Here is a 22924-nt window from a genome sequence, read left to right on the forward strand (position 1 = left end):
ATATGTACTACAACGAAGAAGATAGATATACTAAGCACAAGAATCTAAAAAGGTTTCTTGTGTTGTTGGTGCTTGGATTCATATTTTACGTTGGTTTTCAACTTTTTAAAGGTTTTCCAAAGCCCGAGTTAGAACTTTCTTTGAAAGATCAACAGATATCAGGTTCTTTTAACATCTCCTGGCCCACTGATATAAGGTATGGGGTAATTGGTACACTTCAAAGCGGTATCATATCAAAAAATCCAAATCAAGGTCAATGGCCATTAGCCAGCGTAGCTAAAATAATGACAGCTTATATAATTTTAAAAGATCACCCTCTTCCAATAGGGCAAGATGGACCTACAATTACTGTCACCCAAAAAGAGGTAAACGAATATGAAGCTTTTAAAAAAGATGGCCAATCCGTAGTAAAAGTAGCCTTGGGCGAAAAACTTACAGAAAGACAACTTTTAGAAGGTCTAATGATACCGTCTGCCAACAACTTTGCATATATATTGGCTAGATGGGATGCAGGTAGCGTAAAAGCTTTTGTGGATAAAATGAATAAAACCGCTCAAAGCCTTGGTCTAAAAGATACACGTTACGAGGACCCATCAGGTGCTAGCGCTGGGACTGTAAGCACACCAAAAGATCAATTTAAACTCACCCAGCTTGCCATGCAAATCCCAACTTTTAGACACATGGTAGCTATGCCTCAGGTAAATTTACCGATAGCAGGTATACAGTACAATGTTAACTATGACCTTGGGAAAGACAACATAGTAGGTGTAAAAACTGGTTCTTCTTTACCAGCAGGCGCAAACTTTGTCTTTGACTCAAAACAAGGTAACATAGATATACTAGGTGTAATCTTTGGTGCATCTGGCAAATCTTCTCTTATGACAGCTTTAAAAGACGCCATAATCCTCATAGACACAACAAAAACTCAGATATCTACCGAAAAACTTATATCTAAAAATCAACAGATAGGCTTTATCAAAGTATCTTGGATGAAAAAAGAGATTCCCATGTTGGCATCTCAGGATTTTAGCACCGTAGTTTATCCTGGCATGAAGATAACTTACTCTCTTTATCCTATAAAGGATATGAAATTTCCAATAAAATCTAACGAAGTAATCGGTACTCTTGTTATAAATTATGGAGATTCTAGCTACAGCATGCCAGTAATAGTTTCTCAAGAAATAAAAGAGCCTAGCTTTTTAGACAAATTAAGGAGGGTATTGTGAAAAATTTTCTTTTTATAGGGGTTGTCTTAGGGATGGGGCTTAGAATGGCTTTTGGTTACATAGGTGATTCATACGAAACATTTTTAAAAGAATACAAACATGTAAAGATTTTGAGCATAGATAAAAGTATTACGCCGCATGCCAAAAGAGCTCTTGAGATAGAGGCATATAGTTTTAAGGTATACGCTCTTTTTGATAAAAAAGATATTTGCTACGAGGAATACACGTTAAAAAATAAAACACTCCCATCGCCAAATTTATTTATAAAAGATGCTTCTAAGATAAAACCAAAGCTTTTATTTAAAATACCTTTAAGAATGGCCGTATGGGAATACGATACTCCAACATATAAAATTATTTACCAAACCTTTGGTCTACCAGGTTATCTTGGAGCCGATGCAAGGATAAAACAATAAAATGGATTTGGATAATATAAAGTTTATAGGATTTTCGGATAAAAAGTTAAAAAAATTTTTGGACAAATCAAACTACATTTTTTGGGATTGGATAAATAGATTAAAAGCTAAAGACAAACTTCAATATATAAAAATATATGGGAAAGATGCCGTATATTTTGGAAAAGAGTTTGGAAGGGTTCAAGTGTTTGTAAAACTTGAAAACCTATATAGGGGCATAATAACCCTTCGCAAAAAAGCTGTGGCAATCGGCGTATTTGTATTTTCCGATGATATATATCAATTAAACGTAAAACAGTTTAGATATCCCATTTTGGATGAAGCAGAAGAAATAGTGGCAGGTCTTATAGATGCTATAAAAAACAGCGATTTAGAAAAATCCATAGAAGAAACTATAAAAAAAGAGGTTACAGAAGAACTTGGCATAGAACCAACATCAAATATATACAAAAGCCTAATGGAATCTAAGCCTATTTTTATAAAATCTCTTTATCCAACCATAGGAGATTCTTCTGAAGAAGTATTTTTGTATGTTTTGTTTTTAAAAGCCCCAAAAGAAGAATTGAAACATCTTTGTAAAAAAGAGGCTGGCAACAAAGAAGAAAACGAATATACAAAAGTTTCATGCATAAAAGGTATAGAAAACGTCTTGAATAGAGATTACATAGACGCCAAAAGCTTTATAATACAGCTTTGGTTAAAAACCAAATACTTAGAATTCAAACAATCTAATTTTACAAGTTTTGAAGATTTTATTGTGAACTTATATAAATAAAACTTAGATGCTTATCATATGCTAATATATTTAGTATGGATTTAAAGCAAGAAACGCAAGAATTACCGTTTTTTTTGGTATCTATACTGATAAACATATTCTTGTTTTCTGGTTTGGCTATGCTTTTTACCATGAGACCACTTTTAAGCCAATATCAAAATCCACCTGTCAACGTACAGCTAATAAATCCACCAAAAGAAGTACCAACCCCGCCAAAACCTATAAAACTTCAAAAATTTCATACGAAAAAAGCTTACTCTAAACCTTTAAGCCCAGCAAAAGGCTATAAACCATCAAGAGGCGTCCATAAACCCTTGCAAACAAGCGCTTTAAGACAAAGACAGGTATTCAAAAAAGGGGATATAAAAATCCCGGTGGTACACCATCCACCAAAAGCACCGCCAAAAAACATCAGCGTATTGTCATCTTTGGAAAAAGAAATTGAAGCCCAAAGAAGGCAAGCCCAAACAGACATAGAAGGAGCCATAAAACAAGTGGGAAATCTAAGTGCTACTATAAGCTCAAGAGGGTCTTACCTTCATGAGGGTTCTAGAAAGCTTATATACGCACCGCCCGCTCCTGTTATAAGAGCTGGTGAGTTCCCGGCACCTATGGTTTTAAGGATTTTTGTATCACCCTCTGGATATGTAACAAGGATTATTATTTTAAGAAGAAGTGGTATAGCATATGTGGATAGGGAAGTGGTAAACTACGTAAGAAGGTTTAGATTTGAACCTATAAATGGACCAGTAGAAAGTGGTACAATTACTATTAACTTTAAAGGAGGTTAAACTATGCAGATTGAGTTTATCGGCAAACACTTTGAAATCACAGAACACTTAAGGGCTTTTGTGGAATCAAAACTATCAAAGTTTAAAAGGCTTTTAAGAGAAACAGGTGAAGACCAAACAGAAATAGTAGTAACAATATCAAGCGCCAGAGCAAAACATACCGACGACAACATCAACAAAACATCCATCTACAGAGTAGATATAGATATCTATATAAAAAGCAACGGCGGTGGTGCGGTGCACGCTTGGGAAGAGGACAAAGATGTCTATACAGCTATAGATAAAGTTTTGGATGAAGTAGAGCGTCAACTTTTAAAACTAAAAGAAAGAAGGCTTAACTATCGTCGTAAAAGCTCAAAAACAAAAGAGGAAACAAGAGAAATACCACTAGAACCACTTGAAGAAGAGCAAGAGACTAAAGCATTTGTAATAGAAGAAACCTTTTCAGTGGAAAAGCCTATGAGCGTTGAAGATGCTATTTTAGAACTAACCGAAAACCACATGGTATTTTTACCTTTTATGGATACAAAAGACGGTAAGATAAAAATTTTATATAGAAAACGTTCAGACAGTTTTGGCGTTATCGACTTAGGGTGTAAAAGATAAGTATGCCAAAGAATATTTTTATCAATATTCTTATAGGGACTTTTATCATAATAGGTTCTTTGCTGGTGGTGGCTTTTAAGCCAGTAAACCTTGGTCTTGACTTGAAAGGGGGCATAAGCATGGTCTTGGCTCCCGATATAGACAAAGTTATAAAAGAAGAGTATGAAAACACAGCCTCTGATATATCAAAACTTTTTTTGAAAAATCATATAAACGTCTTAGATGTAACACCTTCTCAAGATGGTATATACATAGATTTATTAAACGCTTCAGATTACAGCAAAGTTTATGAGCTTTTGACAAAATACTACAAAAATAGAATAGATATTTCCAAAGTATCACCTCTTAAAGTTAAAGTTAGATTTAGCTCTATTTATCTTAGTCAGATAAAAGAAAACGTTATCACTCAAACGGTGGAAGTCCTAAGAAGAAGAGTAGACCAACTTGGCGTAGTGCAACCTGTAATTACAAGGCTTGGCAATTCTAAAGTTATGGTGGAGCTACCCGGTGTTATGGATTTAGAAAGGGCTAAAAAAGTCCTTGGGAAAACCGCTCAGCTTGAGCTCATGGAAGTGGTGGACGCATCAGCTTCTTTAGATGCTTTACAAAAAGAATTAAAACCAGATGAAAAGATATTGCCATCAAAAGATGGACATGAATGGTATTTAGTTAAGAAAAAACCTATAATAACAGGGGCTGATTTAAAAACCGCTTACGAGAGCACCGATAGCTTTAACAACCCTGCTGTTAGCTTTGAACTAAATTCAAAAGGAGCTGAAATATTTGGTAATTTTACCCAGAGCCATATAGATAAAAGGCTTGCTATAGTCCTTGACAACAGAGTTATGTCTGCTCCAGTTATTCGTTCAAGAATATCAGATCAAGGTCAGATAACTGGTAATTTTACACCAGATCAAGTAAGGGACTTGGCCGCTATTTTAAGAGCCGGTGCATTGCCTACAACGCTTCACATACTCCAAGATGCTGTGGTAGGGCCCACTTTGGGAAAAGCGGCTATAAAACAGAGTATCTATGCTGGTTTAGCGTCGTTTTTGTTTGTGGTGTTTTTGATAATAACAAGGTATAAGACAGCAGGGGTCACAGCCACTATAGCTATAATAATGAATGGGCTTCTTCTTTGGGCTGGTCTTGTGCTTTTAGGAGCTACACTTACATTGCCAGGTATTGCAGGTATCATACTAAATATGGGTATAGCGGTAGACTCAAACGTTCTTATTTTTGAGCGTATAAAAGAAGAAATAGCAAGGGGCAACACCCTAAGGAAAGCCGTAGAATACGGTTATAAGAGAGTGCTTAGTGCCGTTTACGATACACACGCCACACTTCTGGTGGCAGCTTTGATACTTTTTCAATTTAGTAGCGGTCCAGTGAAGGGCTTTGCCACCACACTTACTATTGGTACCATAGCATCGTTTTTGTCAAATGTTTATTATTCAAAAGTGATGATAGACATCTTAGCGAAACTAAGAATGCTTAAGATATGACAATCCTAATCTTACTTATATTCTTTTTGCTTGGTACTATCTTTGGAAGCCTTTACAACGTTCTAATATATAGACTTCCAAGGGGAGAGTCTGTCGTTTATCCAAATTCCAAGTGCCCTCATTGTGGACATAAGATAAAACCTTATGAAAACATACCCATATTATCTTACATTTTCTTGAGAGGTAGATGCAGTGCTTGCAAAAATAAAATATCTATGAGATATCCTATAGTAGAAGCCCTTACCGGGTTTTATTTTGCCCTTTGTGTTTATGCTTTTTATATAAAAAACAATGAAAATTTATATGTGTTAAATATCCCTGATGCTGTAAAAACATTAGAAGCTTTACTTTTTGGGTCAATACTTATAGTACAATCTTTTATAGATTTAGATTGGTTTATACTCCTTGATAGTTTTAATTACGCTGGCATAGTGTTTGGACTTTTATTTTCTCTTAGTAATTATGGTTTTGTTGATATTAAAAGCTCAATACTTGGGATTTTGTTTGGGGGTTTAATTCCATTTTTAATATACTATATTTATCTTAAGGTTAGGAAGATGGAAGGTCTTGGCATAGGTGATATAAAACTTTTGACCATGATAGGGGCCTTTGGTGGTATCTGGATGGTGCTTGGGGCTATGTTTTTTGGTTCTTTAATAGGGCTTTTGGTAAGTATACCTACTATTATAAAAAATAAAAATATGCAATACTATATACCCTTTGGGCCATTTTTGTCTATTGGTGCAATACTTTGGATGTTTTTAGACCGTGGCATCCTTGTAGACCGTGGCATACTTGTTGGTAAATTTATAGAGAGAGTGTTATGGACTTAGGTCAGATAATCATAATACTGGTTATAGCGTATATAGTGCTTGGGCCTGAGAAGATGATGGATGTGGCTACAAAGCTTGGAGAGTTTACAAGAAAAGCCAGAGAGTTCATAGATGAGATAAAAATGCAAGCTTATATAGAAAATGTAAATAAAAAAGTGTTAGAGCTTGAGAAAGAACAAACTAATACCGAGGAAAAGAAAGATGGAGAAGGAACTTCCGAAAGCTCCCCTGATGGAGCATCTTCAGGAACTAAGACAGAGAATACTTAAATCTATAGCAGCCGTACTTATATTTTCTACCATAAGCTTTTTTTACGCTAAGTATGTTTTTGAGATTTTAAAATACCCTATAGATATATACTATCCTGGTATGAAACTTATAACGCTATCTCCCACAGAGCCCCTTTTTATCATGATGGAGATATCTGTAATAGTGGGCATCGCCCTGTCAATACCAATAATACTTTATCAAATATGGAAATTTATGGAACCAGCCCTTTATCCTGAAGAAAAAAAGCTTGTTTTTCCTTTGGTGTTTTTCTCTTTGATACTTTTTATAACAGGTGCAACATTCGCCTACTTTTTAGTACTTCCTATGGCACTAAAATTTCTAATAGGTATAGGCTTTAGCCAGCTTCAAGCTAAACCTATGCTATCTGCGGAGCTTTACATAAACTTCTTACTTAAAATGCTTCTTGGTTTTGGCGCAGCTTTTGAGATGCCCATTTTTCTTTTCATGCTACAAAGGGCCGGCATAATATCTACAAAACAATTAAAATCTTTTAGAAAATACTTTATAGTAGTAGCGTTTTTTATAGGTGCTTTGATAGCCCCAGATGTTTCCACTCAAATCCTTATGGCTTTCCCCCTCATTGCCCTTTATGAAATATCTATATTTATAGGTAGATTTGCCGTTAAAAAGCAAAATACTTCAAAAGATATACAAAAAGCCCAATAAACGTTTGGTTTCTTGTTTTAAACAATATTATCAAATATTTCAATCAGTTAGTTTATAGTATAATAATTCTATGCCAAAAAATACCAATATAAAGAAAATACTCATCGTAGGAGCAGGTCCTATTATCATAGGCCAAGCGGCAGAATTTGATTATTCTGGTACTCAGGCTTGCAAAGCCCTTATGAGAGAAGGTTATGAAGTAGTGCTGGTAAATTCAAACCCAGCCACCATAATGACAGATGAACAGCTTGCCACTAAGACTTACATAGAACCATTGAGCGTTGAAGTGCTTGAGGAGATTATAAAAAAAGAACGCCCAGATGTCTTACTACCTACCTTAGGAGGGCAAACGGCTTTAAACTTAGCAAAGGATTTATATGAATCGGGCATATTAGAAAGATATGGTGTAGGAATAATAGGTGCCAACTACGAGGCTATCAAAAAAGGTGAAGACAGGGCTCTTTTTGCAAAAGCTATGGAGGAGATAGGTCTAAAAGTTCCACCAAATGCCATAGTAAATTCTATCTCAGAAGGTATGGCCTCTATAAAAGATATAGGATTTCCAGCTATATTAAGGCCAGCTTTTACACTTGGCGGGACAGGGGGTTCTATCGTTTACAACTTAGAAGAGTTTCCAGCTAAGCTAAATGCTGCTTTAGAAGCCTCTCCTATACATCAGGTGCTTATAGACAAATCTCTTATAGGATGGAAGGAGTTTGAGCTTGAAGTCATAAGAGACACAAAAGACAACGTCGTTATAGTTTGTTCTATAGAAAACTTTGATCCTATGGGTGTTCATACTGGAGACTCTATAACAGTAGCACCAGCCCAAACCCTAACCGATAAACAATATCAGATGTTAAGAGATGCAAGCCTTGCCATTATAAGAAAAATAGGTGTTGATACCGGAGGCTCAAATATCCAGTTTGCAGTAGACCCAAACAGCGACAATTTTTACGTGATAGAGATGAACCCAAGGGTTTCAAGAAGCTCAGCCTTGGCTTCTAAGGCCACTGGTTTTCCCATAGCAAAAGTAGCTGCCCTTCTGGCGATTGGATATACCCTTGATGAGATAAAAAACGACATTACAAAAAATACGCCTATAAGCTTTGAGCCAAGCATAGATTATGTTGTAGTAAAAATACCAAGATTTGATTTTGCAAAGTTTAAAGAATCAAGCAAAATTCTTGGTACCACCATGAAATCTGTGGGCGAAGTGATGGCTATAGGAAGAACTTTTAAAGAAGCTTTCATGAAAGCCATAAGAAGTTTAGAAACCGATAATCCATATCTCTTTATGAAAGATTACGAAGCGCTTTCTTACGATGAGCTTCTTACAAACATAAGGATACCAACACCAGAACGTATTTTTTATATAAAAGAAGCGTTTATGAGGGGTATAAGCATAGAAAAAGTGAATGAAGTAAGCCACATAGACAAATGGTTTTTACATCAGATAAAAGAGCTTGTAGAGGCTTACAAACAAGATATACCTTTTGATAAAGATTATATATTTGAGCTAAAAATATTGGGCTTTTCAAATAAAGAAATAGCTAAAAAGTTTAACAAGACAGAAAAAGAGATAGAAGAGCTTTTGGAAGGTCTTATGCCTACTTTTAAAGCGGTGGACACCTGCGCGGGGGAGTTTAGGGCTTATACGCCTTATTATTACTCCTCTTGGGAATATCCATACTATAAAATCGGGCAAGAAGAAGCTATTTTTGACAACGACTAAATTTTGCATAAGTCCAAAAACTACTGCCAAAGATAGACATAAATAAACCATCTCACGAAGATTTTATCTTCTAATTTTATTTTCTAAAAGCCTAAAAATGTTAATATAATTTCTGAATTGTTAACATCAAAATCTCTAAAATCATTGTCTATCAAAGATCTGTCGATCGGCAAAAAATTATTAAAAAACGCCTTGTTTTCAAACAAAAAAATACCTCATTTTTGCCACTTTAGCTATATCTGATAAAGAATTGTCGATCTCCTATGATTTTGCTCCTATTGACGATCGACGGGAAATATGTTATATTATAAGCTGTTGATAGGTTGATGAGATACCTCAAAAACCTTGCCGGCAAAGGGTTTTAGGGTATTTCACAATTTTTTCATTTTGGGGTTTTGTTTGTACCTATAGGGGATTGAAACTTTACTTAGGGATAGTGATGATACAGTATATAGTAAGTTTTGTTTGTACCTATAGGGGATTGAAACTTTACTTAGGGATAGTGATGATACAGTATATAGTAAGTTTTGTTTGTACCTATAGGGGATTGAAACTTTACTTAGGGATAGTGATGATACAGTATATAGTAAGTTTTGTTTGTACCTATAGGGGATTGAAACGTAAAGCTTATATACGCTACTTGTCCTGGCTGCAGTGTTTTGTTTGTACCTATAGGGGATTGAAACTTTATCGCTTGATTTTCAAAGCAAACGGCAGATATGTGTTTTGTTTGTACCTATAGGGGATTGAAACGCTTCTACATCATTGCCAGACACAATTAAATCTGGTTTTGTTTGTACCTATAGGGGATTGAAACAGATCAAAGCACGATCTCTGTCTGGGAGAACGAGGAGTTTTGTTTGTACCTATAGGGGATTGAAACTCAAATACTGGATAGACATGGAAATCCAGATACAAAGTTTTGTTTGTACCTATAGGGGATTGAAACTCAGCCAGTATTCGTTGTTTTTCAACCATACTGTGAGTTTTGTTTGTACCTATAGGGGATTGAAACAAACATTAAACACACTATAAAACTGTCTACCTACTCGTTTTGTTTGTACCTATAGGGGATTGAAACTAAACCAACCGTTGAATTTTAACGTCGTAATACCAGCGTTTTGTTTGTACCTATAGGGGATTGAAACTAATATCAACGCCACGCTCTCGTGGTGATATATTTGGTTTTGTTTGTACCTATAGGGGATTGAAACTTACGAGCGAAAGCTCTTGCAATTTATCAGACAAAATGTTTTGTTTGTACCTATAGGGGATTGAAACTAAAAATCACAAAACCAATTTGGACTGCTAACAACTGGGTTTTGTTTGTACCTATAGGGGATTGAAACTCGTTCTGTACGAAGATGTATTTAATTGTCCACCAGTTTTGTTTGTACCTATAGGGGATTGAAACAGACAATACAAAGACAAAGTACCAGCCATAGAGGTGCGTTTTGTTTGTACCTATAGGGGATTGAAACAACAAATTTGGTATGGACACGTCATGCCATATGTGGCGTTTTGTTTGTACCTATAGGGGATTGAAACGGAATTATCTCCCGAATCTCAAAGGCAAATCAGACAGGTTTTGTTTGTACCTATAGGGGATTGAAACACTTTAGGGTCATATTTTCAAAGCCTGTAGTTTTTAGTTTTGTTTGTACCTATAGGGGATTGAAACTCTGTCCAGCGACGTATCCATTCCCTATGGAGCCTGGTTTTGTTTGTACCTATAGGGGATTGAAACACATTCACCACCTGGAATGGTTGGATCACCAAAACAGAGTTTTGTTTGTACCTATAGGGGATTGAAACAATATTCGTCCAAATATGAACTATAACATACATAATGTTTTGTTTGTACCTATAGGGGATTGAAACTTGATTTGTTTGCAGGAATAGGCGGTATAAGAATAGCGTTTTGTTTGTACCTATAGGGGATTGAAACGATATAGGGACTACTCAATCAGGCTCAATAGTAGCAAAGTTTTGTTTGTACCTATAGGGGATTGAAACGAAGTATTACACGAAGGTAAAGATGATGAAAAAGCCGTTTTGTTTGTACCTATAGGGGATTGAAACGATAATGATTTAGAACATATTGTATTTTTCAATTCTTGTTTTGTTTGTACCTATAGGGGATTGAAACTACAACGTTACTAGTGATAACAGTAACAATACATAGCGTTTTGTTTGTACCTATAGGGGATTGAAACACCAGAAGTTGTTTGCTGGCTCAACTAAGAGTTTGAGGTTTTGTTTGTACCTATAGGGGATTGAAACAAGTTATTTCTGTTTATTTCAAACTTGAGACTATACTTTTGTTTGTACCTATAGGGGATTTACTTTTGTAAATAATGTTAGTAGTAGCAATTTCTGGTTTCATCTGAGCCGTCTGGGTTAAGAAGCTGTGAAATCATATCCTTTAAATACTTTTGATTTGTAGTAAAATAGATCTATGGATATACAACCTCACGATACATTTTTCAAGCAGATATTTTCAGATCCCAAAAGAGTAAAGATACTTCTTGATATCTTTGCAGAGGATATAGCACAAGATATACACTCTATAACACCTGTTAATACAGAAAAGTTTTCTTCTAAATCTCAAAAGTTTATGCTTGATTTACTTTTTAGCTGCAAAGTAGAAGATCAAGATGCATATATACGGGTAGTACTTGAGCACAAATCTTATCTTGATAAAGAACTACCTACTCAGCTTCTATACTACAACGCCGCTATCTGGGAAGAAGCTATAAAAGAAAAAGAGTATTACCCTCCTATTATCAACATTGTTTTTTATCATGGAAAAGGTGAATGGAATATACCTAAATCTTTGCCAGTTGTTAAAAATATCAAATTAGAAAAATACACATCCAAACTTAACTATATACTTATAGATCTAAATCGAGTATCTGATGAAGATATTATAAGTAAGACACATCAAGATCTTTGCATGCTATGGGCTATGCTTACAATGAAACATATATTTGATAGCATAGAAAGCTTTATAAAAGTATTTGAGCTTATAGCAGATTATATCAAAACCCATGATTATATAGAAACGACTCATTGCATATTTTTAACGCTTGATTATATTGTATATGTGAAAGACAGTGCTGAAGAGGTTGAAAATATTTTAAAAGAACTAACAGGAGGTGATGAGAAGGTTATGACACTAACAGAAAAGTGGAAAATGGAAGGCAAACAAGAAGGATTACAAGAAGGATTACAAAAAGGATTAATTAAAGCTAAAAAAGATGACATTAAGAGTGCCATTCTTATAAAGTTTGGGATACTACCAAAAGAGCTTGAAGAGAAAATAGAAATTACAGATGATATACAGACTTTAGACGATATCTTCAAGAAAGTTATACTGGCCACTAAAATTGAAGAAATTTAATAAGTTAGCCGATTTAGTAATGACTTCTAAAATTTACTAAAATTGTTATCCTAATGAGATTTAAGCTTCATCTGAAGCGGGTAGGTTCTAACAACTTCACCAAATCCTGAAACGCGATTATATCTTTCTAGTGTGCCAACGGCATTTTTTACATCGTGAGTAAAATATTTGTTAAGAAGACTGGAATTTGAAATGTGGTAAACCACTCTGTCCATATTCTATCTAAACTTATACATCTTCGGATTCTATCTATATAGCCATTATGGCTTATTAGGCTTCTTAAGTTTTATTAAGAGCAGGTCGTACTTTAATAACTGAATAAGTGTATAGAGTTTTTTATACTTAGTAAATCCCAGCATGGCATTTTTAACTTTTTAGGTAAAGGCTTTGTTTTATTTCATCTGAAGCTCTTGGATATTAAAAAGACATAAGTATAATTGCAATCATAGCAACATCGTTGATTTACAATGCTTGAAAGGCAGCTTAATTTAAAACATGGTCTTTTGTGTACCTATAGGGGATTGAAACTGATCAATATCATTGCAAAAATAAAAATAGATATTAAAATCTGTCTGCTTATAGGGGTTTTAATAGCATTTAGATAAAATACAATAGGAGGTAATAAATGAAGAAGCCTTACATTATAGGAGGAACAATATTATTAGTTTTAATTGGTGGTTTTGTTTTTAACAGATACGTGTATAGTAAAATAGAATATAAAAAAGGTCTTTCTTATTATAAAAATAAAAACTACCAAAAAGCATTACCTTTATTTAAATACGCTGCGAATCAAGGATATGCGCCAGCAGAAGAGAAGCTTGGATATATGTATGGACGCGGTCGGGGTGTACCACAGGATTACTATGAAGCTGTACATTGGTTTAAAAAATCTGCTAAACAAGGATATGCAAAAGGAGAATTTTATCTTGGAACGATGTACCTAGCTGGTTTAGAAGTAGCACATGATCCCAATAAAGGTGTATATTGGTTAAAAAAATCTGCTGAACAAGGAGATGCAGAAGCAGAAGATTTTCTTGGAATGATTTACCTAGGTGGTTCAGGAGTACCACACGATTATAAAAAAGCTGCATATTGGTTTAAAAAAGCTGCACATCAAGGTGATGCTTTAGGAGAATATCTTCTTGGTCGTATGTACCAACATGGTTTAGGGGTACCAAAAGATCATAAAAAAGCTTCATATTGGATTAAGAAAGCAAAAAAACAAGGACATGCAAAAAGAAAATATTATCTTGATGAACTTCGTAAATTAAAGCACCTATTAGGTGGTTATTGAATCAAAAAAAAGTGTATGAAATGGAAAGAAATAATCTTGGAAGGATGTACCAATGAACCTGAATTTTTTAGAAACAAAAGCATATTAGGTAGAGAATGCAACGTTTTAGTAAATCAAGCTTGGAAACCATAGATAGGAGGTATATAAAATGAACTTTGATTTCATTAAGATCTCAAGAGCCACTTTTATAATAGCTATTATATGTTTCTTTTTGCCGTGGGTTCAGTTCTCCTGCGGAAGCCACCACGTAGATTTGAATGGGATGAACTTCGTTACAGGAAAAACGCTTAGCAATGGAAGACATATACATCCAATGCTCGAAGTTGTCTTTGCATTCTTATTAGCTTTAGCTGGAATTGCTATAACTTTTGCTAGAGGCAAATTTGCTAACACCAAGCTAGTCTCCATAGGTACTGCTGTAGTAGGTGCTATAGGATTTTTATTACTTTATAGATTTAAAGGACAGCTTTACAATGCCTTTCTAATAGAACAAGAACAAGGAAATATTTTCCCAGGTGTCAAGCTACACTTTCGATACGGACTTTATTTGACCATGTTATCGTTCATTGCTGCCTTTCTTATAGGTGTTTATTCTCTGAAACGACAGGTACATGATACAAAGTAAACTGATTTATGAAAACTTAAATTACAAGATGGATAGGGGGTGATAAATGAATAATATAATAGCTAATATAAAGAAGTCTTACATTATAGGAGCAGTGATCCTATTAGTTGTGATTGGTGGCTTTTTTGTTTATGAACATGAATATGGTCCAGAAGCAAAATACCAAAAAGGTCTTCATTATTATAAAGATAAAAACTACCAAAAAGCATTACCTTTATTTAAAGAATCAGCAAAGCAGGGGTATGCACCAGCAGAAGCTAAACTTGGGTATATGTATTTACGTGGTTTAGGAGTGTCAAGAGATGACGATAAGGCTGCTTATTGGTTTAAAAAAGCTGCACACCAAGGTAATGCTAGAGGAGAAGTTGGTCTTGGTTATATGTATTTGTTTGGCAAAGGCGGAGTATCAAAAGATTATCAAAAAGCTTTATATTGGATTAAGAAAGCAGTTAAACAAGGTGATGCTCGAGGAGAAAATAACCTTGGATATATGTATGAATATGGTTTAGGAGTACCACAGGATTATAGCAAAGCTGTATATTGGTATAAAAAAGCTGCTGAACAAGGACTTGCAGCAGCAGAAGATAGTCTTGGATATATGTATGAATATGGTTTAGGAGTACCACAGGATTATAGCAAAGCTGTATATTGGTATAAAAAAGCTGCTGAACAAGGACTTGCAGCAGCAGAAGATAATCTTGGATATATGTATTTGTTTGGCAAAGGCGGAGTATCAAAAGATTATCAAAAAGCTTTATATTGGATTAAGAAAGCTGCACATCAAGGTGATGCTTTAGGAGAAGCTACTCTTGGACATATGTATGCAGAAGGTTTAGGAGTACCACAGGATTATAGCAAAGCTTTATATTGGTTTAAAAAAGCTGCTAAACAAGGACTTGCACAAGCAGAAAATAATCTTGGATATATGTATGCAGAAGGTTTAGGAGTACCACAGGATTACAACGAAGCCGTATATTGGTTACAGAAAGCTGCTGAACAAGGACTTGCACAAGCTAAAATCAACCTTGAATATATAAAAACAAAACTTGCATTAATGCACCTATTTGGTGGTTATTGAATCAAAAACAAGTGTATGAAATGGAAAGAAATAATCTTGGAATGATGTACTAATATGGCTTAGGAGTAGGCTTAATTCAAATAAATAAGGCAGACAAAAGGAGGTATTAGGCATGTTAAAGAAGTTAGTTTCAGTATTAGCTTTAACAAGTTTGGCTTTTGGCAGTGGGTTGTGTTTTGACCCGTATAACCATGATTATGGGGTTAGCACAAAAAAACTGCATGATGGTAATTTAGATTATTACAACAAAATAATTATACTTCGCAATGGTAAAATGCAACTTGATAAATATACAAGGATAAAGCTTGTAAAATATGCCGTAAAGGGCAACAAAGCTTTAATGCTAATGAGAGGTGCAGGCGAGTATTTTGTAGTATATACTGAATGCATGAACGGAAAACCAGTTACAAAGGATGTAGAACAAACGGCTTTCATGAATTCAAATATACCAGCAACGAGAGTTGTTAATCTTCCAAAATATCCAATAAAGTTAGGATTTTACAAAGATGGATTTTGGGTTAAAGCTTTAGAAATTAATTGGATAAGACATATGGATCAAGATAGAGGACCTGGTGGTTATGCTTGTGATTACCAAACTGAATATTTTTCGTCCAAACCTATTCCTGTTGATCAAGAGTTTAAAGATGAATGGTTACCTACAAAGCTTTGCCAAGCTTTAGGGAATAAATACGGACCATAAAGGAGCCCAACTATAAGAAAGCTATCTGAATTTTGGTTTTCATTTTCTAATGGTATGACCTTTGCGCTTTTTTGATTTAGGTTTTTTATGTACCTACAAGAGACTGAAAAGAGCTTTTTAGGTTATAGAACGCTTGCTAAGATAGTTTACAAGTCTGCCATGCCCCACAAGTCTGCCACGACAAACAAGTATACCACGATAAACAAGTCTGCCACTCTCCCAAGTATAGCAAGATTTATGTTATTTATGATGTATTTAACCTGTACTAAAGTATTATCGCTTGGTAGTTTCAGATATCAGCTTTCCTATCTCATCAATGCTATTGGCAGTAATAGATTTATCAAATATAACATTTAGCTTTTCAAGGTCCTCTATCTTAGATAGCCTATTTTCAATATCTTCTGGCAATATCCCAAATCTTGTCAATATCACACGTTTTATATCCTCTAATTTCTCTTCAAGCTTTCCCTCAAGCTTTCCTTCTAATTTACCTTTTAACTCACCTTCAAGCATTCCTTTTAAGATGGCTTCTTGTTCTAATTCTTTAACAAGCTTTCCCACCACAGGCCACTCTTTTATGTCGTCTATAGTTAAGCTTATTTCAAGCATAGGTGCCTCCTCGTAAAAATCTATAATCTCTTTACTTAATTTAGGTCTTATACTTAAAAGCGTCAATATCTTCTTAAACCAATCAAACCTTTCTTTGCTTGGCAGCTCTTTTAATTTAGCTAAAGCTTTTTTGAATAGCTTTCCTCTATCTTTTACATTGCATAGAAATGCAAAAGTTATATCTGCTATGTTGTTAGACTCTATCAGACTATCGCATTGAATATACTTTATATCTATTATCTCGTATTTGTAAGAAATACCAATATCTTCAAAAGAATTTTCCATATTGCATTCATCTTCACCAAGATAAATAAGCTTTTGATAAAGAGACCTGTCTTTAAAATGCGACTTTATAAGGCTATAATACTCAAGCATTCTGTAAAGCATGTCTTTGTCATTACTTGTTTGAAATTCTATATGTAGTATTGAGTTATCTTCAAGCTCTAAAAGTAAATCCACTCTTCTTTCTTTTGTGCTTGGAAACACTGAGTTCAAAACACGTTTGTAGTTTTTACCTGTTATCATTCTTATAAATGCACTTTCTGAAAAAGATGGGATGATATCTCTTATTGTGATATCTATCTTCTGAGGATGTTTATTCTCTTGATCCATAACATAAGTAAAATTATATCGCTCTTTGTATAAGTCCATATAGGGCATAGAAAGAGAGGTTTGTTATATTTGAGATAAGTGTTTTCTTAAAAGACAATAATATCAAGACAAGTATACCGCGCCCTACAAGTCTGCCACGATCCACAAGTATGCCACGCCCCGCCAAGTATGCCACGATAAACAAGTATGCCACGATAAACAAGTATGCCACGGTTTATGTGTTTAAGATGTATTGAACTTGTGCATTTGTATAAATTGTTTGTTATAATATAATATTAATTTTTAAAGGAGGTTTTAGATGCCCAACAAAAGACAGGCTGCTAAAAGAGCTAGAAGAGATGAAAGAAGAAGAGAGATAAATGCGTTGCATGTATCAAGGATGAAAACTGCCATAAGAAATTTTAAGAAACTCATACAAGCCAAAGATTTAGAAACCGCCAAAGCCAAACTTCCTTTTGTGGTAAGCATGATACAGCACGCAGCCGCTAAGGGTTCTATACACAAAAACGAAGCGGCCAGAAGAGTCTCAAGAGTTACACAACTTTTAAACAAGGCTTTGGCATCCAATGAGCAAAAATAAGATATACACTATTTTATCGCTTAGCATCACAGCTATATTTGTGGCCATAGGTTTTTATTTTCTTAAAAAGCATGAAAAAGAGTACAACGAAGCTGCAAGTTATCAACTGTCAAAAGTAGATGAGCTTTTACAACAAAAAAATTATCAAGGAGCTTTAAACCAAGCTCAATTTGTGGCAACCCATTATAAGAAAAGCCCAATGGCGCTTTTGGCAATGTCTTATGAAATAGGCATATCCACGTTGGCAAACCTGCCTGTGAACGACGTTGCTTTGTCTCAAGATATTTCATCTAAGGCAAAAACATTGCCTGCTAAATTTTTATACGAAGAAAGGGCAGCCTACGGACTTTACAAAGAAGGTAAATATCAACAAGCCATAAGCATACTAAACACCATCCCAAACAACGCTTTCAACAAAGCTTCTGCCTTACTATTGGAAGCCGAAGCTTACGAAAAGTTAAACGACAAAGTAAAAGCTATAACAGTTTACAACGATATAATAAAAGCGTTTCCAAAAAGCTATTATGCAAACGTAGCCTCTCTTAGAATATCGATGTTAGAATCATGAACAAACTCTATGAAGGTAAGGCTAAAATAGTCTATGAAAACGACCAAGACACTTACATAATAACATTTAAAGATGATGTTACCGCTTTTGACGCCATAAAAAAAGACAACATATCTGGTAAAGGACATATAAATTTAGAAATAACATCTTTTATTTTTGAGCTTTTAAAAGCCAAAAACATAAAAACACATTTTATAAAAAAGCTATCTGAAGACTCGATGCTTGTTTTAAAAGCAACCCGCATAGATGTAGAAGTGGTGGTAAGAAACATAGCTGCTGGAAGCCTAACCAAAAGACTCGGCATAAAAGAAGGTACATCTTTAAACCCACCGCTGGTAGAACTTTTTTACAAATCCGATGAGCTTCACGACCCTCTTATATGTATAGAACACGTTAAACTTCTCAACCTTGCCACCGAAGAAGACATAACATTTATGAAACAAGCCGCTTTGAAAGTAAACGATGTTTTAAAAGAGTTCTTTGATCAGCTTGATATAATACTTGTGGATTTCAAACTTGAATTTGGTAAAACAAAAGACGGCGAGATAATATTAATAGATGAAATATCTCCAGATAGCTGCAGACTTTGGGACAAAAAAACCGGCGAAAAATTAGACAAAGATAGGTTTAGGTTTGACCTTGGGGATCTAAAAGAGGGCTATCTTAAAATCTTAGAGCGCATAAAAACACATTCATAAAAATACAAAGCGTTTTAAAACATAAATCTCTTGCTGATTTTATAATAAAAATTTCCATTTTGTTTAAAAATATTTTTAATTTTCCGCATTTTGGTTTTTATTTTTGATGTTAATTTATTTAATTCAAAGGCAGTTTAACTTAAAAAGGTTAAATATTTTGTAAAATAAGTTTTTGGATTTTACAATTATAATACGATTTATATCATAAAGAATGTTTTATATCAAAAGCGGGCTGCTTAATTTTAAAGGCAAAAAGAGGTTATGACAATGTGTCAAATCATATTTAAACTATTGACAAAAGATCTTATAAGTATAGATTTTTACAAACCAAAAAGGAGGCGAAGTCTATGGAAATAGTGGTATCCATACCATTTATTCCACTTGTTATTGCCGCTTTGATATCCTTTGTGGATGATAAGAGGGCGATACCAAGAATCAGTATGTTCTTTTCAGGGCTTATAGCCATTATAAGTTTGATAGGTACGGCTTATGAGTTTATGTTTCATAAAGTGATAGTGGGGTTTTACAACACCTTGGTGTTTGATCATTTGGCTTCTATACTGGTGCCTTATGTGGCCATCATAGGGCTTGTTATAAGAAAGTACGCTTCAAACTACATGTGGGACGAAAAAGGTTATAAGAGGTTTTTTATAATACTAAACTTTATTTTTAGCTCCATATACTTTATGATAATGGCAAACAACCTCATTGTAATGTTTATAACTTGGCAGATACTAAGCCTTAGTCTTTACTTCTTGATATCTTTTAGAGTAGAGTCAAAAGATGCAGTAAGGTTTGGCTCTTGGGCTATCACGGTGCATAGAATAGGAGATTTCTTTTTCTTGTTAGGGACGATACTAACATACAAAGTATACCATACGCTAAACCTTCAAACGCTATATCACATATGGCAAACCAACATAGAGCATAGCACTATTGTAAATGCAATAGCCCTCTTGTTTGTGGCTTCTGCAATGGCAAAATCAGCTATTATACCTTTTTACTTTTGGCTTCCTTACACATCGGAAGCTCCAACTCCAGTTTCAGCCCTAATGCATGCTGGTATAGTAAACGCTGGTGGTATACTCTTGAACAAAATAGCTTACCTTTATCTATCTTCCTCAATTGCTTTGAATACCGCGTTTTTCTTTGGCATATTAACCGCTATAGCCGCTTCTGTGGTGATGCTCTCTAAACCAGATATAAAACGCTCTTTGGGTTATTCTACAGTAGGACAAATGGGATATATGATAATGGAAGCTGGTATAGGAGCTTTTAGTGTAGCAATCTATCACCTCATAGTACACGGTATATTTAAAGCCTCTTTGTTTTTAGAGTCTGGTAACGTCATACACCTTGCCAGAAAAGATCCAAACATACCAAAAAATCTCTCTTACAAGCTTTTCTCAGAAGAAACTGAGGAAAACAGAAAAACCATAGGTGAGATTGTAGCTATATTTACCATAATACCTATAGTGCTTTTTACACTTATAGAGTTTTTGATAAATAGAGTTCAATTTCAATTCCAAGCTGGTATTATATTCTTAGCTTTTGGTTGGCTCACCAGTGCCCAGCTTTTCCTATCGTTTTTTAAGGTTTCTAAAAATACATCTTTAAAAACCATATTGGGTCTTATAGTATCTTTTGTATTTATAGTTTTAACCTACGAGTTTATGGGTACCACCTTTGAAGAATACCTCTATGGGCCAAAATACGTAGAGTTTTACAAAGCGGCCAATCTGTCTATACCTTACCTTCTTATTTTGCTTGCTTTACTCATAGGTGTTATAGTCTTTGGTTGGGCTATCATATACTATCAATCCTACAAAGATGCTTCTGGCACAAGGTATGAAAAGCTAAAATGGACTTTTTATAAAATCTTCTCCAGAGGATTTTTCTTGCCAGACATTTTAATAAGGTATTTTAAGCTTTTATAAGGAGGTATGCTTATGTACTACTTAGCATTGGCTATGATGGGTATTTTAAACAAAGCTCTTGAGCTTATAGAAAATATTTGAAGAGTATTTAAACTATATAGAAATCCAAGGGGCATCTCTTCTTTAAATTGTAATATATACCATGAGTCTTTACTACGAAAACCTAAAAGGTAAATTTTTAATTATCTTAAAAGCCCCGAAATCGGGGCTCGAAAATGAGAGATTTATATCACTTTTTGTGCTCTACTTTTTTGTGGGCTACTTTTTTGTGCCACTTCTTGTGCCATTTTTTGTGCACTACTCTTTTGTGCCATTTTTTGTGCACCATCTTCTTGTGCACTGGTTTGTGTTCCATTTTCTTTTCTGCTGCCATCACCATTGGTGATACTGCAAACATACCTGCTAAAAGCATTGATAAGAACTTCTTCATAGCTCTTAACCTCCTATAAAAGTTTTGATAGTTTTTAATATAATAAAAAAAAGATGAAAATTTGATGAAAACCAAAAATATTTTATATTACAAGTATAAGTAATCTTCTCTGGCTGGGCCAGTAGAAAGCATCGATACCTTCGTATTTAGATAATCCTCTATAAACATTATATAATCTAAAGCCTCTTTTGGAAGTTTGCTTTTATCTCTTGCCGCCTTTGTGGTGGCTTTCCAGCCTTTTAATGTCTTATAAATAGGCCTTGCGTTTTCCATATCTTTCAAAGAAGACGGAAAATCTTCAAAGTTTTCATAAGCTATGCAAACTTTTATCTCATCAAAAATGTCTAAGACATCTAGTTTTGTAAGTATTATTTCATCAAAGCCGTTGGTATCGCAAGCGTATTTCAAGGCCACCAAATCAAGCCACCCACATCTTCTTGGCCTTCCGGTGGTAGAACCATACTCATGCCCAAAATCTCTTAAAGCATCTCCTATCTCATCTTTTAGCTCTGTAGGAAAAGGACCGGCTCCTACCCTTGTAGTGTAAGCTTTTGAAACACCCACAAACTTAGCATCGGTGAAATATTTTGGATGAAGTCCTGTGCCGTTTGAAAGACCAAGCGTTGATGAGTTGGAAGAAGTTACATAAGGGTATGTACCTATGTCTATATCAAGCATAACTCCTTGAGCCCCTTCAAATATTACGCTTTTTGAGGTTTGTATAATTTTAAAAGTATTTTTAATATTTTTTTCTATAGGTTTAAAAAGCCTAAAAATATCTTCTGCAACTTCATCTTTGTTTAGCTCAAACCTTTCGTTATATACCTTTTCACATAGTTCTTTTGTGAATTCAAGATTTTCTTCAAGCCTATTGAAAAATATATCTTCATCTTTTAAATCTACCATCCTTATGCCTTTTCTGGCGTATTTCATCATATATGTAGGGCCTATACCTTTTAAAGTTGTGCCTATGTTTGATTTTTTTTCAAAAAGCCTATCTAAAATTTTATGATAAGGAAGGATTATATGTGCTCTATCGCTTATAAAAAGTCTATTCTCAATATCCAAAACCTCAAGATCTTTTATCTCTTTACTTAACACTTCAAGGTCTATAACCATACCTTGGGCTATTATGCCTTTTGTATGCTTATGAAGTATGCTAGTGGGCACAAGATGAAGGATATATTTTTTGCCTTCTACTATAACAGTATGACCTGCGTTGTTTCCACCTTGATATCTCACAGCCGTTTCATAGTCTTTGGATAGCAAATCCACTATCTTGCCTTTACCTTCATCACCCCATTGAGCACCAACTATAACCAGTTTTTCCATAACCTATTCATTATATCAGAAAAAGCTTTATGTTGATATATTAAGCAGGATTTTATGGCGGAGAGGGAGGGATTCGAACCCCCGGTGGGCGTGAACCCACTGATGATTTCAAATCACCCGCTTTCGGCCACTCAGCCACCTCTCCTGAAGTTATATTATTTTACCAGAAGTTTGAAGAAGTTTTTATAGTTTTTAATAGTGTGCCAAAGGGCCG

Annotated in this window: 22 protein-coding genes, 1 tRNA gene and 1 CRISPR repeat array; of the genes, 19 read left to right on the forward strand and 4 right to left on the reverse strand. The window is 34.6% G+C overall.

The window, feature by feature from the left end; all coding sequences use genetic code 11:
- Positions 1–2 precede the first annotated feature (2 nt).
- The 15 genes from HY04AAS1_RS05625 to HY04AAS1_RS05695 all read left to right on the forward strand — a co-directional run bounded on the left by HY04AAS1_RS05625 (position 3) and on the right by HY04AAS1_RS05695 (position 15944).
- Positions 3–1226, forward strand: a complete 1224-nt coding sequence (locus HY04AAS1_RS05625; RefSeq protein ID WP_012514153.1) for a D-alanyl-D-alanine carboxypeptidase — start codon at positions 3–5, stop codon at positions 1224–1226.
- A complete protein-coding gene (locus tag HY04AAS1_RS05630) occupies positions 1223–1642 on the forward strand; it encodes a hypothetical protein (RefSeq protein ID WP_012514154.1) in 420 nt (139 codons plus the stop codon). Before HY04AAS1_RS05625 ends, HY04AAS1_RS05630 begins: the two co-directional genes overlap by 4 nt.
- Position 1643: 1 nt before the next feature.
- Positions 1644–2417 carry an NUDIX domain-containing protein gene (locus tag HY04AAS1_RS05635; protein ID WP_012514155.1) on the forward strand — a complete coding sequence of 258 codons (774 nt, stop codon included), beginning with the start codon at positions 1644–1646 and terminating at the stop codon, positions 2415–2417.
- A gap of 35 nt (positions 2418–2452) precedes the next feature.
- Positions 2453–3208 carry an energy transducer TonB gene (locus HY04AAS1_RS05640; RefSeq protein ID WP_012514156.1) on the forward strand — a complete coding sequence of 252 codons (756 nt, stop codon included), beginning with the start codon at positions 2453–2455 and terminating at the stop codon, positions 3206–3208.
- Positions 3209–3211: 3 nt separating this feature from the next.
- The gene (gene raiA / locus HY04AAS1_RS05645; RefSeq protein WP_012514157.1) at positions 3212–3814 is read left to right on the forward strand and encodes a ribosome-associated translation inhibitor RaiA; all 603 of its coding nucleotides are present in this window, start codon (positions 3212–3214) and stop codon (positions 3812–3814) included.
- Between the two features lie 2 nt (positions 3815–3816).
- On the forward strand, positions 3817–5319 hold the full coding sequence (secD, locus tag HY04AAS1_RS05650) for a protein translocase subunit SecD (RefSeq protein ID WP_012514158.1): 1503 nt from the start codon (positions 3817–3819) through the stop codon (positions 5317–5319).
- The gene (locus HY04AAS1_RS05655; RefSeq protein ID WP_012514159.1) at positions 5316–6152 is read left to right on the forward strand and encodes an A24 family peptidase; all 837 of its coding nucleotides are present in this window, start codon (positions 5316–5318) and stop codon (positions 6150–6152) included. Before secD ends, HY04AAS1_RS05655 begins: the two co-directional genes overlap by 4 nt.
- On the forward strand, positions 6143–6421 hold the full coding sequence (locus HY04AAS1_RS05660) for a twin-arginine translocase TatA/TatE family subunit (RefSeq protein ID WP_012514160.1): 279 nt from the start codon (positions 6143–6145) through the stop codon (positions 6419–6421). The genes HY04AAS1_RS05655 and HY04AAS1_RS05660 overlap by 10 nt, the downstream gene beginning before the upstream one ends.
- Positions 6384–7109, forward strand: coding sequence for a twin-arginine translocase subunit TatC (gene tatC, locus HY04AAS1_RS05665; RefSeq protein WP_012514161.1), 726 nt, complete (start codon positions 6384–6386; stop codon positions 7107–7109). The genes HY04AAS1_RS05660 and tatC overlap by 38 nt, the downstream gene beginning before the upstream one ends.
- Positions 7110–7179: 70 nt before the next feature.
- Entirely contained in the window at positions 7180–8844 is a 1665-nt protein-coding gene (carB, locus tag HY04AAS1_RS05670; protein ID WP_012514162.1) for a carbamoyl-phosphate synthase large subunit, read from the forward strand.
- 392 nt (positions 8845–9236) lie between these two features.
- A CRISPR array of direct repeats spans positions 9237–11192; the repeat unit is 30 nt; unit sequence GTTTTGTTTGTACCTATAGGGGATTGAAAC.
- A gap of 110 nt (positions 11193–11302) precedes the next feature.
- Positions 11303–12247 carry an Rpn family recombination-promoting nuclease/putative transposase gene (locus tag HY04AAS1_RS05675; protein ID WP_012514163.1) on the forward strand — a complete coding sequence of 315 codons (945 nt, stop codon included), beginning with the start codon at positions 11303–11305 and terminating at the stop codon, positions 12245–12247.
- Between the two features lie 625 nt (positions 12248–12872).
- On the forward strand, positions 12873–13541 hold the full coding sequence (locus HY04AAS1_RS05680) for a tetratricopeptide repeat protein (RefSeq protein WP_012514165.1): 669 nt from the start codon (positions 12873–12875) through the stop codon (positions 13539–13541).
- Positions 13542–13689: 148 nt separating this feature from the next.
- The gene (locus tag HY04AAS1_RS05685; RefSeq protein ID WP_012514167.1) at positions 13690–14166 is read left to right on the forward strand and encodes a hypothetical protein; all 477 of its coding nucleotides are present in this window, start codon (positions 13690–13692) and stop codon (positions 14164–14166) included.
- Positions 14167–14212: 46 nt separating this feature from the next.
- A complete protein-coding gene (locus HY04AAS1_RS05690) occupies positions 14213–15244 on the forward strand; it encodes a tetratricopeptide repeat protein (RefSeq protein ID WP_012514168.1) in 1032 nt (343 codons plus the stop codon).
- A 112-nt stretch (positions 15245–15356) separates the two neighbouring features.
- Positions 15357–15944: a hypothetical protein gene (locus tag HY04AAS1_RS05695; RefSeq protein ID WP_012514169.1), complete on the forward strand. Its 588-nt coding sequence runs from the start codon at positions 15357–15359 to the stop codon at positions 15942–15944.
- Positions 15945–16217: 273 nt separating this feature from the next.
- Here HY04AAS1_RS05695 and HY04AAS1_RS05700 read toward each other — a convergent pair whose 3' ends face one another.
- Positions 16218–17165 (reverse strand): flagellar biosynthesis/type III secretory pathway protein, encoded by a 948-nt coding sequence (locus HY04AAS1_RS05700; protein WP_041308055.1) that lies wholly within the window; start codon positions 17163–17165, stop codon positions 16218–16220.
- A 298-nt stretch (positions 17166–17463) separates the two neighbouring features.
- On the opposite strand from HY04AAS1_RS05700, the gene rpsT reads away from it, so the two are divergent.
- The 4 genes from rpsT to HY04AAS1_RS05720 all read left to right on the forward strand — a co-directional run bounded on the left by rpsT (position 17464) and on the right by HY04AAS1_RS05720 (position 20948).
- Positions 17464–17745, forward strand: a complete 282-nt coding sequence (rpsT, locus tag HY04AAS1_RS05705; protein ID WP_012514171.1) for a 30S ribosomal protein S20 — start codon at positions 17464–17466, stop codon at positions 17743–17745.
- Complete coding sequence (locus tag HY04AAS1_RS05710) at positions 17732–18313, forward strand: tetratricopeptide repeat protein (RefSeq protein WP_012514172.1); 582 nt, start codon at positions 17732–17734, stop codon at positions 18311–18313. The genes rpsT and HY04AAS1_RS05710 overlap by 14 nt, the downstream gene beginning before the upstream one ends.
- Positions 18310–19011 carry a phosphoribosylaminoimidazolesuccinocarboxamide synthase gene (purC, locus tag HY04AAS1_RS05715; protein WP_012514173.1) on the forward strand — a complete coding sequence of 234 codons (702 nt, stop codon included), beginning with the start codon at positions 18310–18312 and terminating at the stop codon, positions 19009–19011. The genes HY04AAS1_RS05710 and purC overlap by 4 nt, the downstream gene beginning before the upstream one ends.
- 347 nt (positions 19012–19358) lie before the next feature.
- Entirely contained in the window at positions 19359–20948 is a 1590-nt protein-coding gene (locus HY04AAS1_RS05720; protein WP_012514174.1) for a proton-conducting transporter membrane subunit, read from the forward strand.
- A 229-nt stretch (positions 20949–21177) separates the two neighbouring features.
- Here HY04AAS1_RS05720 and HY04AAS1_RS05725 read toward each other — a convergent pair whose 3' ends face one another.
- The 3 genes from HY04AAS1_RS05725 to HY04AAS1_RS05735 all read right to left on the reverse strand — a co-directional run bounded on the left by HY04AAS1_RS05725 (position 21178) and on the right by HY04AAS1_RS05735 (position 22855).
- Positions 21178–21378 carry a hypothetical protein gene (locus HY04AAS1_RS05725; RefSeq protein WP_012514175.1) on the reverse strand — a complete coding sequence of 67 codons (201 nt, stop codon included), beginning with the start codon at positions 21376–21378 and terminating at the stop codon, positions 21178–21180.
- 87 nt (positions 21379–21465) lie between these two features.
- On the reverse strand, positions 21466–22710 hold the full coding sequence (locus HY04AAS1_RS05730) for an adenylosuccinate synthase (protein WP_012514176.1): 1245 nt from the start codon (positions 22708–22710) through the stop codon (positions 21466–21468).
- A gap of 55 nt (positions 22711–22765) precedes the next feature.
- Positions 22766–22855: transfer RNA gene (locus HY04AAS1_RS05735), tRNA-Ser, on the reverse strand.
- Positions 22856–22924: the final 69 nt, after the last annotated feature.

Origin of the sequence: Hydrogenobaculum sp. Y04AAS1 (assembly GCF_000020785.1) — a bacterium.
Taxonomy (GTDB): domain Bacteria; phylum Aquificota; class Aquificia; order Aquificales; family Aquificaceae; genus Hydrogenobaculum.